Source organism: Burkholderia sp. LMG 13014, assembly GCF_905232215.1.
GTDB lineage: Bacteria > Pseudomonadota > Gammaproteobacteria > Burkholderiales > Burkholderiaceae > Burkholderia.
In genome coordinates, this window is the sequence record NZ_CAJNKE010000023.1 from 18570 (window position 1) to 31792 (window position 13223).

Below are 13223 nucleotides of genomic sequence, written 5' to 3' on the forward strand. Positions count from 1 at the left end.
TCGACGCGCGGCGGTATGTTCAGTCGAGACAGTAGGCGGCGAGCTTGCCGACGGTCACGACCGCTTGCTCGATCTCCGGCGACCACGGGCTGCTGTAGTTCAGCCGGATGAAATTCCGGTAGCTGTCCGCGATCGAGAACATGTAGCCTGGCCCGATCGTGATCCCCTGCTCCAGCGCGAGCTGGTACAGCCGCATTGCGTCGACCTGCGCGGGCAGCTCGATCCACAGCACGTACCCGCCGGCCGGGCTCGAAATGCGCGTGCCTTCCGGGAAAAACCGCGACACCATCGTCCGCATCAGGTTCGCCTGTTGCGCATACGCCTTGCGAATCCGCCGCAGGTGATGCTCGTAGCCATCGCGTTCGAGAAACTCCGCGATCGCGAGCTGCGGCAGTGATGGCGTCGCAAGCGTGTTCAGGAATTTCAGCTTCTCGACCTGCTCGCGATAACGGCCCGGCAGCGCCCAGCCGATCCGGTACGCGGCCGTCAGGCTCTTCGAGAACGACGAGCAATGCAGCACGATGTCGTGGCGGTCGAACGCCTTCAGCGTGCTCGGATGCATGTTGCCGAAGTACAGTTCGTTGTACACGCCATTCTCGATTATCGGCAGATCGGCTTTCGCGGCGAACTCGACCAGTTCACGCTTGCGCTCGTCGGGCATCTGGAAGCCGAGCGGGTTCTGGAAGTTCGGCATCACCATGCACGCGGTGATCGGCTGCGACTTCGCGATCGCGGCCAGCGCCGCGATATCGATCCCGTATTCCGGATGCGTCGCCACCTCGATCGCCTTCATCCCCATCCGTTCGATCGCGTGCAGCATCGCGTAGAACGTCGGCGATTCCACCGCGATCGTGTCGCCCGGTTTTGCAACGGCCTGCAGGCACAGGTTGATCGCCTCCGTCGCGCCGACCGTCACGATGATCTCGTTCGGGTCCACCGACATCCCGTTTTCCAGGTAGCGGCGCGCGATCTGCCGGATCAGCCGTGGATGGCCGGGTGGCAGCCCGTCCGTCACGCCCCACAGCGCCTTGTCGCGGCCAGCCGCATACGCATAGCGGTTCAGCTTTTCGAACGGGAACAGGCTCGGGTCCGGGTACGGCGAGCCGAGCGGCACCGCGTCGTCGGTACCGATCGAGCGCAGCGTCGACAGCACGAGCCGGCTCACGTCGACCGACGACGAGATCGCGATCGGCTTCGACGGCCGCAACTCGCGCACCGGCGCATGACTGTCGTCGCGCCGCAGGTTCACGAAATAGCCGGACTGCGGGCGACTCTCCAGCAGCCCGCGGCTTTCCAGCAGCAGATACGCGTGCAGCACGGTCGTGATGCTGATCCGGTGCTGCTGGCTCGCCTGCCGCACCGACGGCACACGATCGCCGTGTCGATATACGCCTTGCCGGATGAGTCGCTCTACGTCGTTTGCAAATTTCTCGTAGAGCTTCATCCGCCTCGCCCCGCCAGCGATGAACCGGCCTGCGATGCGTGAGCGGCACGACCGCGCCGGTGCACGAAGCCGGATAGCCGTGCGCGGGCGCGGGTGTCCCGGTGCGAACCTCGTCCGTTATCGAAATTGAAGGCGGATAGCAATGCGAATCTCATCAAGACAAGGTTCGGCATCCTACTGCGTCATTTCGACGAATGTAAGTGACAGTTTGGCGAGGAAACATCAAATCCGGCCGGCGTGGTGAACAGATGCGAACGCGACGGCGCGGCCCCGCGCGATCGCGCGGCAACCATTCGCCGGGCGCTGTGCCGGCGCGCGTCATCGCGATTTGCCGATGGCCGTCGGGCAGCCATCGCGCGAAGCCCGGTCATGCACGGGCCCCGCGTGTGCTCAAGCGTCGTCGACGTTGTCCGCGTAGTGATCGATCGCGACCTTGCACTCGTCGAACACCACCGTCAGCAATGCGACGTCGTTCGACTCGACCCACTTGCGGATCTGCAGGAATTGCCCGGTGCCGAGATCGGCGAGGCGGGCCGGATCGTCGGTCGTCACGTCGACGATCGCGATCGCGCGTTTGCCGTTGCCGGGCAGCGGCGACAGCGTCGCCGCGATGTCGAAGCGACGGTACGATTGATCGATGCGCATGCGGTTCTCCCGAAGTCGGTCGAAATGGATGGTCTCAATCGAGCGCCTGACGGTAGACCTTGCCGCCGAATCCCGTCACGACGTTGTCGACCGAGAACGGCGTGTCTTCCTTCGCTTCCAGGATGATCGCGACGCTGCCGGGCACGAGCCGTGCCGCAACCGTCTCGACGAACGTGCCGTCGAGCAGCGCGTTGCCGGCCGCTTCCGCGAGAATGCCGGCCCCCGCGCCGGCCGCCATGCCCGTGACCACGCCAATCGGCCCGGCGAGCAGGCCGAGCAAACCGCCCGCGATCGCGCCGATCACGCCGCCCTTGAACGGCCGCGATTCGGCGTGGAGTACCGCGAGCTTGCCGGTCGCGTCCTTCTCGACGACGACGCCGTTCTCGACGTTGAATCCTTCGTTTTTCTCCGACAGCGCCTCGATATCGTTCGCGGCCTGGCGGGCCGTGTCGACGCTGCCGAACACGGCGACGATCAGTTGCTTGGTCATTCGACACCTCGCTCGGTTGGATGGTCAGTTTCAGCCGCCGCACCGCATGCGGCTGGCCGGAATTCGATTCAGATGCCGGTGGCCGCCACGCGCGCACGCGCCGCGTCGGCATAGGCGTGCGCCGCCTCCCGCTGCAGCCCGGCGACGGACGGCGCGCGTGCGAGCGCCGGATCGGCATCGCGCGTGTCGCGCGCCAGCCGGTAGGCGTCCGACGCCACGCGCTGCAGTTCGATCGCCTGTTTCGTTTCGACGGAATCCGTGCTCATCGGGCACCCTCCTTGCAGGAACAGGGAAAATTCACGCGGCCTGCCGCTCGTGCGTCACCTGTGTGCATGCGCATCGTCCTCGACATCCGCGACGTCGGCCGGGAAGCGATGCTGGCCGAAACTCAGGATCAGCACGCCCACCGCGAGCAGCACGATCCCGAACGTGGTCATCAGCATCCGTTCGGGGCTGTCGGTCGCACCGCGCAGGATCAGGTCGCGCGCGAGCGACGTCATCGCAATGAACAGCGGAAACCGCACCGGCAACCGGCCGAGCCGCAGGTAGCGCACGTCCATCGCGAGCACTTCCAGATACAGGAACATCAGCAGCAGGTCGGTCAGCGACACTTCGCCCGCGAGCACGACCTTCCACGCTTCCTGCGCCATCGCGAACGCGGTCGCGAGCCCGATCACGATCAGCCCGGCCAGTTCGGCCGCGTGAAGGAAATGGCCGAAGCGGCGACGAATGCGCTCGGCCGGCGAGCAGGGAACGGTGGTCGTATTCAAGGTGACAGTCGCTGTATTGAGGCATGAGCGGCGCCGGGCGGCGGCGGGAAAGCCGCATCACGTGCGGCGGCATGCGCGGTATCGTGCGTGTCCGGCACATCCGCCGCGTGCTGGCCAGCCGCGCCGATCGCCTGTTCGACCGCGGACAGTGTCCGGCGGCAACACACGTGGAACGCGTCGCCCGCGTCGGTGCAGGCAACGTCGTCGGGCTCGCGGCACAGCAGCAGGCGACAGCCGAGATACCGTTCGAGGCCGTCGATCCGTTCGCTCACCTGCGCTTCGTCGAGCCGCAGTTCGGACGCGGCGCCGGACAGGCCGCCATGCTCGACCACCGCGACATATACACGCATCGCTTCCAGCAGGTTCATGATGACGCTCCTCGTCGGCGGGCGCAGCGGGACCTAATCTACTGCACGCGGCACCCGCGCTCAAGAGCACAGCGCCGCGCACGCCAGGAGTACAGCTGCGCGGGCATCGCACGAAATCCGGCCCTGTTTGACGCATTCGAATGACAGATTGGCGATACGTGTTCCAAAGACTGGCCGAAGCTGCTAGATTGCTTGCTCGACGACGTTACGCGGTGCGGGCAGCTCACGCGCCGTGCGGCCGGCCGCCACCGCTGCGGCCCGTTGCGCGATGTCCGCGCAACGTCCTTCATCCGCATGACACAAAGAGAACAGTCGCATGACACAGTTCAACCGTTCGCCTTCGCGCGCCACGGCACTTCCGTCCCGACATGACTGACCGGCAGGCCACGATGCAGACACCTCCCCCGCTCTCCCAAAACGTTCACAGCACGATCACGCGCAGCGCGATCTTCCTCGTGGCGACGATCAATCCCGGTGCCGATCACGCCGACACGATCCGGTCATGGTGCGGCGACATCGCCGCGCTCGTGCGTTCGGTCGGCAAGCGCGTGCCGGGCGGCAACCTCACCTGCGTGTGCGGCTTCGGCGCCGACGCGTGGGATGCGCTGTTCGGCAACCCGCGCCCCGCCGCGCTGCATCCGTTCCGTGAATTCGGCGCGGGGCAGCGCGTCGCGGTCGCGACGCCGGGCGACATCCTGCTGCACATTCGCGCGGAAGCGATGGACCTGTGCTTCGAACTCGCGACGCAACTGCTCGGCGCGCTCGGCGATGCCGTCACGGTCGTCGACGAGGTGCACGGCTTCCGCAATTTCGACCAGCGCGCGATGATCGGCTTCGTCGACGGCACCGAGAATCCGGAAGGCCGCGAGGCGGTCGACTTCACGGTGATCGGCGACGAGGATGACGAATTCGCGGGCGGCAGCTACGTGATCGTGCAGAAGTACCTGCACGACATGGCCGGCTGGAACGCGCTCGCGGTCGAGACGCAGGAGCGCATCATCGGCCGCACCAAGCTCGCCGATATCGAGCTCGCGCCGGACGTGAAGCCATCGTGCTCGCACAGCTCGCTGACCACGCTCGACGAGGACGGCCAGGAAGTGAAGATCCTGCGCGACAACATGCCGTTCGGGCGCCCGGGCGCAGGCGAATTCGGCACCTACTTCATCGGCTATGCGCGTTCGCCGGCGCCGATCGAGCAGATGCTCGAGAACATGTTCGTCGGCCGCCCGCCCGGCAACTACGACCGCCTGCTCGACTACAGCCGCGCGGTCACCGGATCGCTGTTCTTCGTGCCGTCCGCCGACCTGCTCGAAGCGCTCGCCGATCGCGCGGCACCGGCCGCCGATGCGGCGCAGCCGGAACCGTCGGCGGCGGCGCCACATCGCGACGGTTCGCTGAAAATCGGCTCACTGAAAGGGGTGCCGTCGTAACGCAAGGTGCCAACGGCAGTCCGGCGCGCAACCCCGCGCCGGGCTGGTCCGGAACGGCTGCAGTTCAGTCGGCCGCGGCGCTCGCGCGGCGTGGCGTGGCGTGCGGCGCTGCGCAGGCGCCGCCCTTCCGCCATACCGCCGCATGCACGCCGTGACGCGCGCAGGCTTACATTCCCTGCACGCCGTCCGCGCGAATCAACCGACCAGGATATAGAGCCAGTTCTTCGGCAGCGCTCCGCCCGGCCCGTTGCTGCATGCAAGCAGCCGTTCGCCGGATTGCGGGTGCGTGATGCCGGTACGGAAGGTCTCGATGGCCTTGCGCTCGAGACGGTCGAACGCGTTCCCGACCAGGTTGTGCGCTTCGAGATAGATCGGACACGTCAATTTGAAATCGGGCTTGGTAGCGCGGTGTTTCGCCAGCCGGGTATACAGGTCACTGGTGATGCCGATATAGAACTTGCTGTACTCCGGCTTCGCGGCAAACGCGTTCAACACCTGCCGCAAATGCCCGATCACATCCTCGTGATTGATAACGCCCGTCTTCAGCATGTATTTGTCTTCGGGCGAGACGAGTTGCAGTGCCATGAACGACCTCCACTTGTTGTGAAGCTTCAATAGGCTGCGTCTATGATTCATCCGGACTCGGTCGCGACGGCTGAACGCCGCCCACCCCGGCTTCCAGAAACCCGGCTGGATGAATGTTCGTAAGAATGCACGACATAGGATAGGCCGTCGACCGGAATGGATTCCGCACAGCGTCGAACGCGGCCCGAACGGCGTCAGCGTCGGCACGAACCCCGGGTGTCGCAATCCAGTCGCGGCATGCCACGCATGCACACGCCCTCGCCCCACGCGCGAATTGCATAACAGTTGCGCCACCGCACGGTGTCGTTTCGATTTGTGCTGCAGTGGTGTCAATCGAGCCTGCTAATATGCATTTTCGCCCGTGATCGGCCTGCCTGGCATCAGGCGCAGTCCCTCCGCCGATCGGCCCACCATGAAGTGTTTTCGCTGACGTGAGGCAACAAGAACCCATGAACAACCTGCACCGCGAACTCGCCCCGATCTCCGCGTCCGCCTGGGAACAAATCGAGGAGGAAGTGGCACGCACGTTCAAACGATCGGTGGCCGGCCGCCGCGTCGTCGACGTCGATGGCCCCGAAGGCCCCGAGCTGTCGGCCGTCGGCACCGGGCACCTGGTCGACGTCGCCGCGCCGCGCGAGCAAGTGAATGCGCGGCTGCGCGAAGTCCGCACGATCGTCGAGCTGACGGTGCCGTTCGAGCTGAGCCGCGATGCGATCGACAGCGTCGAGCGCGGTGCGCGCGACGCCGACTGGCAACCGGCGAAGGACGCCGCGCAGCGGCTCGCGTTCGCCGAAGACGGCGCGATTTTCGACGGCTACCAGGCGGCAGGCATCGTCGGCATCCGCGAAGGCACGTCGAACCGCAAGCTCACGCTGCCGGCGGACGTCGGCGCGTATCCCGACGCGATCAGCGACGCGCTCGAGGCGCTGCGGCTCGCCGGCGTCGACGGCCCGTACTCGGTGGTGCTCGGTTCGGACGCGTACACGGCGCTCAGCGAAGCGCGCGACCAGGGCTATCCGGTCCTCGGCCATATCAAGCGAATCGTCAGCGGCGAGATCATCTGGGCGCCGGCGATCAGCGGCGGCTGCGTGCTGTCCACGCGCGGCGGCGATTACGAACTGCATCTCGGGGAAGACGTATCCATCGGCTACACGAGCCATACCGACAAGGCCGTCCGCCTGTACCTGCGCGAAACGTTCACGTTCCTGATGCTGACGAGCGAAGCATCGGTGGCCGTGGCGCCGCAGGGCAGCACGGCGGCCTGACCGCGGTTGCCCGCGCGCGATGCCCGCCAGGCGTCGCGCGCGGCTGGCCGCACCGCCGAGCATGTTCGTCGCCGATCGAACCCATCTTGCATGGAGTGTGTGATGAGCGATTCGAATGAGGCATTGCAGGCGCTGCAGGCGTCGGTCGACCACCTGAAGCAGGCGGTCGATGCGAACGCGAGCAGCCAGGCCGGCGACACCGCCGTGCTGTTCACCGTCATGTCGCTGGTCCTGGCGGAGTTGCCGCCCGACACGCGCAACCTGATCGAGGATTCGTTCTCCGTCTGGGCCAATGGTCTGCCGAATGCGGCACTGTCAACCGACGTGAAGCAGATCGCGCGGCAACGGCTCGCGATGACACTCCCGGACTGAGCGCGGCACGCCAAGGTTGCGCCGTGTCCGGCCCGGACCGTGCAACCCGCCCTCTCCTTCGGCCGTCACACACGCATCGCCCGCGGTGCGTGTGCGGTCTCACTTAGCCGGTCGCGGCACGTTCCCCCTGCGGCGTTTGTGTCGCACCTGCGCACCCGCATTACCCTTCATCCACCGGCAACCGGCGCCCTGCGCGCCGATGTCGCACCGCGACCCGTTCGCGTTCCACCCGCTCCCGCTTCCTGCCATCACACGCTGCGCATGCCGCGCAAGCCCGTGCCGCCACGCGCCTGCCCGTCTGTACTCCTTGCCACCCGTGCGCAAGTGCATGCGAGGGTGCAATTCGCGGCCGAGCCGCTGCGGAACTGTGTCTTGGATGGCCTCCGCCGATTCGCTATTTTGAACGCAGTCGAAGCGATGCCGTGGGCTCCTCCCGGCACGCACGCTTGCCGCCCCGACCGCGACCGTGCAAGACGCCGGCGCGCGCTGCGCGACAGCACGGGTGCCGCCCGCGCACCGCCGTGTTGCGTGCCGTGCGTTCGCGGTCGGGAAGCGCCAAGCGCCGCACCGCATCGGGACTTCACCCTTCGACCCACTTTCACCGACAGGAGCCAGACCACCATGCCCGCACTTTGCGATATCTGCCACGCCCGGCCGGCCGTCGCGCGCGCAACCGTGATGCAGGACGGCGAGCGCAAGACGATCTCGATCTGCGATTACCACTTCCGTCAGCTGATGCGGCATCAGAGCATGCTGAACCCGTTCGATTCGCTGCTGGGAGGCGGCGGCTCGTCGTCGCTGTTCGGCGGGCTCGACGACGACGCGCCGCTCGCCGCCGAGATTCCGCGCGAATCGGTCGATCCGACCGACGCATTCAGCGAGCAGACGCTGGAACTGCTGCAGCGCGCGGCCGAGAAGGCGCACGAGCTGCGCCGCAGCGAGCTCGATTCCGAACACCTGCTGTACGCGCTCGCGGACACCGACGTGTGCGCCGCGCTGCTGAAGGAACTGAAGCTGTCGCCGCAGGACATCCGGTCGTACATCGACGAGCACGCACACACCGGCACGGCCGACCCCGATGCACCGCTCGACAAGCTGTCGATCTCGCCGCGCGTGAAAAAGGCCGTGCAGTACGCGTTCCAGGCGTCGCGCGATCTCGGCCACTCGTACATCGGCCCCGAGCACCTGCTGATCGGGCTCGCGTCGGTGCCGGACAGCGTCGCCGGCACGCTGCTGAAGAAATACGGCGTGACGCCCGAGGCGCTGCGCCAGAAAGTCGTGAAGGTGGTCGGCAAAGGCGCCGAGGACGGCCGCGTCGATGCGCCGACCGGCACGCCGAACCTCGACAAGTTCGGCCGCGACCTCACCGCGATCGCACGCCAGGGCAAGCTCGACCCGGTGCTCGGCCGCGCGCAGGAAATCGAAAGCACGATCGAGGTGCTCGCGCGCCGCAAGAAGAACAACCCGGTGCTGATCGGCGAGCCGGGTGTCGGCAAGACGGCGATCGTCGAAGGGCTCGCGCAGCGGATCGTCAACGGCGACGTGCCCGAGGTGCTGCGCGACAAGCGGCTCGTCGAAGTCAACATCAACTCGATGGTGGCCGGCGCGAAGTATCGCGGCGAATTCGAGGAGCGCGCGAAGCAGCTGATCGACGAAGTCACTGCGAAGCAGGACGAACTGATTTTGTTCATCGACGAGCTGCACACGATCGTCGGTGCCGGCCAGGGTGGCGGCGAAGGCGGCCTCGATATCGCGAACGTGCTGAAACCCGCGCTCGCGCGCGGCGAGCTGAGCCTGATCGGCGCGACGACGCTCAACGAATACCAGAAGTACATCGAGAAGGACGCGGCGCTCGAGCGGCGCTTCCAGCCGGTGTTCGTGCCGGAGCCGAGCGTCGAGCAGACGATCGTGATCCTGCGCGGGCTGCGCGACAGTCTCGAGGCGCACCACCAAGTGACGTTCGCCGACGATGCATTCGTCGCGGCCGCGGAATTCGCCGACCGCTACATCACGTCGCGCTTCCTGCCCGACAAGGCCATCGACCTGATCGACCAGGCCGCCGCGCGCGTGCGGATCGGTGCGACGTCGCGCCCGGTCGACATCCAGGAGGGCGAAGCGCAGATCGCGCAACTGAAGCGCGAGCAGGACTACGCGACGTCACGCAAGCGCTTCGACCAGGCGAAGCAGTTCGAGGAGCAGATCACCGAGAAACAGAAAGCCGTCGACGAGATGATGGAGGCGTGGCAGCGCAAGACCGGCTCCGAGACGCTCGAAGTGACCGTCGAATCGGTGGCCGAGGTCGTGTCGCGGCTGACCGGCATCCCGGTGTCCGAACTCACGCAGGAAGAACGCCAGAAGCTGCTGAAGATGGAAGAGCAGCTGCGCGAGCGCGTGGTCGGCCAGAGCGACGCGGTGGTGGCCGTCAGCGATGCGGTGCGGCTGTCCCGTGCGGGGCTCGGCCAGACGCACCGGCCGATCGCGACGTTCCTGTTCCTTGGGCCGACCGGTGTCGGCAAGACCGAGCTCGCGAAGGCGCTCGCCGAGACCGTGTTCGGCGACGAGCAGTCGATCATCCGCATCGACATGTCCGAGTACATGGAGCGGCACGCGGTCGCGCGGCTGATCGGCGCGCCGCCCGGGTACGTCGGCTACGACGAAGGCGGCCAGCTCACCGAGCGCGTGCGGCGCCGCCCGTACAGCGTGATCCTGCTCGACGAGATCGAGAAGGCGCATCCGGACGTCTACAACGTGCTGCTGCAGGTATTCGACGACGGCCGCCTGACCGATGGCAAGGGCCGCGTGGTCGATTTCAGCAACACGATCATCATCGCAACGAGCAACCTCGGCGCGGCGATCATCATGGACAACCTCACGCAGCCGGAAGCCGCGCGCAAGACCGACAAGGCGATCCGCGAAGAACTGATGCAGGTGCTGAAGGGCCATTTCCGCCCCGAGTTCCTGAACCGGATCGACGAGGTGATCGTCTTCCATGCGCTGTCGAAGGAGAACATCCGCGCGATCGTGCAGATCCAGCTCGACCGCGTGGTGCGCACGGCCGCCGCGCAGGACATCACGCTCGTGATGGGCGACTCGCTCGTCGAGCACCTGACCGAAGCCGGCTACCAGCCGGAGTTCGGCGCGCGCGAGCTGAAGCGCCAGATCCGCCAGACCATCGAGACCCGGCTTGCGAAGGAGATCCTTGCCGACCGGTTGCAGTCGGGCGATCGATGCGAAGTCGACTACGACAAGGCCAGCGACGAAGTGAAGTTCAACAAGCTCGCGGCGGCTGAAGCGAAGGACGCCAAGAAGGACGCCGACGGCAAGGCGAAACCGAACGGCAAGACGGCCAAGGCCACCGACGATGCGAAGGCCGGCGACACGCCCGCCGACACACCGCCGCCCGCACCTGCCGCGAAACCGTCCACCAAGAAATCGTCCGGCGCGAAGAAGGACGCGCACTGAAACCCCGCATGCCCCGCTCGCCCGGGGCACGCATGACCGGCTCCGTCCACCGGACGGAGCCGCCCCACGCCGCGACACGGCGCAAACCGAGCCGCCCGTATCGGGACCGGCAGATGGAGATTCACATGACAAATCGACGCGAAGTGCCAGGCATCAGGAAGTACGACGGGCCCGCCGGTGGTTGGGGCGCGCTTCGCGCGACAGCCGATGCGGTGCGCACGCAAATGGACACCATCGAGGCGCCGATCGTGCTGATGCGGACCAACCAGCCCGATGGCTTCGACTGCCCCGGCTGCGCATGGCCCGACAAGGAACACAAGTCGACGTTCCAGTTCTGCGAGAACGGCGCAAAGGCCGTCACGTGGGAAGCGACGACCAAGCGCGTAACGCCCGAGTTCTTCGCGGCGAACACCGTGTCGTCGCTGCTGCGCATGTCGGACTACGAGCTGGAGAACATGGGCCGGCTCACGCATCCGCTCGTCTACGATCGCGCGACCGACACGTTCCGCGCGATCGAATGGGACGACGCATTCGCGCGCATCGGCGAAGTGCTGCGCGCGCTGCCGCCCGAGCAGGTCGAGTTCTATACGTCGGGCCGCGCATCGAACGAGGCCGCGTACCTGTACCAGCTGTTCGCACGCGAGCTCGGCACCAACAACTTCCCCGACTGCTCGAACATGTGCCACGAACCGACCAGCGTCGGCCTGCCGCAGTCGATCGGCATCGGCAAGGGCACCGTGTCGCTGGAGGATTTCGACCACTGCGAGCTGATCATCTCGATCGGCCACAACCCCGGCACGAACCACCCGCGGATGATGGGCACGCTGCACGAGTGCTCGCGCCGCAACGTGCCGATCATCGTGTTCAATCCGCTGCGCGAGCGCGCGCTCGAACGCTTCGCGGATCCGCAGGACATGATCGAGATGGCGTCGTTCGGCTCGACGCGGATCGCATCGACGTACTACCAGCTCGACGCCGGCGGCGACGCGGCCGCGCTGAAGGGCATCATGAAGGCGCTGCTGCAGCTCGAAGCCGAACGCGGCGACGTGCTCGACCGCGACTTCATCGCGCAGCATACGAACGGCTTCGACGCGTTCTCGGCCGATCTCGAAGCCACGTCGTGGGACGACATCGAGCGCGCGAGCGGGCTCAGCCAGGCGCAGCTCAAACAGGTCGCGCTCGCGTACGCGAAGTCGAACGCGACGATCGTCACGTACGGAATGGGCGTCACGCAGCACAACAAGGGCACGGCAACCGTGCGCCTGATCGCCGACCTGCTGCTGATGCGCGGCAACATCGGCAAGCCCGGCGCCGGCGTCTGCCCGCTGCGCGGCCATTCGAACGTGCAGGGCAACCGCACGGTCGGCATCACCGAGAAGCCGTCGGCCGAGTTCCTGAAGAAGATCGAGGACGTGTGCGGCTTCACGCCGCCCGCGCATCACGGGCATGACGCGGTGCAGGCGATGCAGGCGATGGTCGACGGCACCGCGAAAGCGCTGCTGTGCCTCGGCGGCAACTTCGCGGTCGCGCTGCCCGATCCCGAGCTGTCGTTCCCGGCAATGGCGAAACTCGACCTGAGCGTGCATCTCGGCACGAAGCTGAACCGTTCGCACCTGCTGGTCGGCAAGGAAACCTTCATCCTGCCGGTGCTCGGCCGCACCGAGCTCGACATCCAGGCAACCGGCCGGCAGTCGATCACCGTCGAGGATTCGATGTCGATGGTCCACGCATCGGCCGGCAAGCTCAAGCCGGCGTCCGACCAGTTGCGCTCGGAGCCCGCGATCGTCGCGGGCATCGCGCATGCGACGCTGCCGGCGAGCAAGGTTGCATGGCTCGACCTGATCGACGACTACGACCGCATCCGCGACCTGATCGACCGCACGGTGGCCGGCTTCGAGGCGTTCAACGAGCGCATCCGCACGCCGGGCGGCTTCCGCCTGCCGCTGCCGCCCACCGAGCGCGTGTGGCCGACGCCGACCGGCAAGGCGATGTTCTCGGTCTACAAGGGTGTGAAGGAAGATGCCGACGTGCTCGGCGCCGAGCAGGTGCTGCGGCTGATCACGCTGCGCAGCCACGACCAGTACAACACGACGATCTACGGGCTCGACGACCGCTATCGCGGCGTGTTCGGCCGGCGTGACGTGCTGTTCATGAACCCCGCCGATCTCGCGAAGTACGGGCTCGAACACGGCGACCTCGTCGACATCGAGACGGTCACCGCGTCGGGCCGGACGCTGCGTCTCGAGAAGATCACCGCGATCGAGTACGACATCGCGCCGGGGTCGGTCGGCGCGTACTACCCGGAAGCGAACGTGCTCGTGCCGCTCGACTACATCGACAAGGAAAGCGGCACGCCGTCGTACAAGTCGGTGCCGGTGCGCGTCGCGCGCTC

12 protein-coding genes are annotated in these 13223 nt (G+C 66.6%); 5 read left to right on the forward strand and 7 right to left on the reverse strand.

What is annotated here, in order from left to right; genetic code table 11:
• Positions 1-19 precede the first annotated feature (19 nt).
• The 6 genes from JYJ84_RS05440 to JYJ84_RS05465 form a co-directional block, all read right to left on the reverse strand.
• On the reverse strand, positions 20-1444 hold the full coding sequence (locus tag JYJ84_RS05440; protein WP_175220604.1) for a PLP-dependent aminotransferase family protein: 1425 nt from the start codon (positions 1442-1444) through the stop codon (positions 20-22).
• A gap of 390 nt (positions 1445-1834) precedes the next feature.
• Positions 1835-2089: a hypothetical protein gene (locus tag JYJ84_RS05445; protein WP_175220606.1), complete on the reverse strand. Its 255-nt coding sequence runs from the start codon at positions 2087-2089 to the stop codon at positions 1835-1837.
• Positions 2090-2123: 34 nt separating this feature from the next.
• Positions 2124-2579 (reverse strand): DUF1269 domain-containing protein, encoded by a 456-nt coding sequence (locus JYJ84_RS05450; RefSeq protein WP_174957331.1) that lies wholly within the window; start codon positions 2577-2579, stop codon positions 2124-2126.
• Positions 2580-2647: 68 nt separating this feature from the next.
• Entirely contained in the window at positions 2648-2845 is a 198-nt protein-coding gene (locus tag JYJ84_RS05455) for a hypothetical protein (RefSeq protein ID WP_122950579.1), read from the reverse strand.
• A 54-nt stretch (positions 2846-2899) separates the two neighbouring features.
• A complete protein-coding gene (locus tag JYJ84_RS05460) occupies positions 2900-3349 on the reverse strand; it encodes a phosphate-starvation-inducible protein PsiE (RefSeq protein ID WP_122950578.1) in 450 nt (149 codons plus the stop codon).
• Complete coding sequence (locus tag JYJ84_RS05465) at positions 3346-3717, reverse strand: LysR family transcriptional regulator (RefSeq protein WP_122950577.1); 372 nt, start codon at positions 3715-3717, stop codon at positions 3346-3348. The genes JYJ84_RS05460 and JYJ84_RS05465 overlap by 4 nt, the downstream gene beginning before the upstream one ends.
• Positions 3718-4085: 368 nt before the next feature.
• On the opposite strand from JYJ84_RS05465, the gene JYJ84_RS05470 reads away from it, so the two are divergent.
• Entirely contained in the window at positions 4086-5147 is a 1062-nt protein-coding gene (locus tag JYJ84_RS05470) for a Dyp-type peroxidase (protein ID WP_174957333.1), read from the forward strand.
• Positions 5148-5342: 195 nt separating this feature from the next.
• Here JYJ84_RS05470 and JYJ84_RS05475 read toward each other — a convergent pair whose 3' ends face one another.
• Entirely contained in the window at positions 5343-5696 is a 354-nt protein-coding gene (locus tag JYJ84_RS05475; protein WP_240201837.1) for a GIY-YIG nuclease family protein, read from the reverse strand.
• A 485-nt stretch (positions 5697-6181) separates the two neighbouring features.
• Here JYJ84_RS05475 and JYJ84_RS05480 point away from each other — a divergent pair, with 485 nt between their 5' ends.
• The 4 genes from JYJ84_RS05480 to JYJ84_RS05495 form a co-directional block, all read left to right on the forward strand.
• Positions 6182-6997 carry a family 1 encapsulin nanocompartment shell protein gene (locus JYJ84_RS05480; protein WP_122950573.1) on the forward strand — a complete coding sequence of 272 codons (816 nt, stop codon included), beginning with the start codon at positions 6182-6184 and terminating at the stop codon, positions 6995-6997.
• A gap of 102 nt (positions 6998-7099) precedes the next feature.
• Positions 7100-7369: a hypothetical protein gene (locus tag JYJ84_RS05485; RefSeq protein ID WP_122950572.1), complete on the forward strand. Its 270-nt coding sequence runs from the start codon at positions 7100-7102 to the stop codon at positions 7367-7369.
• 621 nt (positions 7370-7990) lie between these two features.
• Positions 7991-10831 (forward strand): ATP-dependent Clp protease ATP-binding subunit, encoded by a 2841-nt coding sequence (locus JYJ84_RS05490; RefSeq protein WP_175220611.1) that lies wholly within the window; start codon positions 7991-7993, stop codon positions 10829-10831.
• A 125-nt stretch (positions 10832-10956) separates the two neighbouring features.
• A partial coding sequence (locus JYJ84_RS05495) for an FdhF/YdeP family oxidoreductase (protein ID WP_205185638.1) occupies positions 10957-13223 on the forward strand: 2267 nt, incomplete at its 3' end.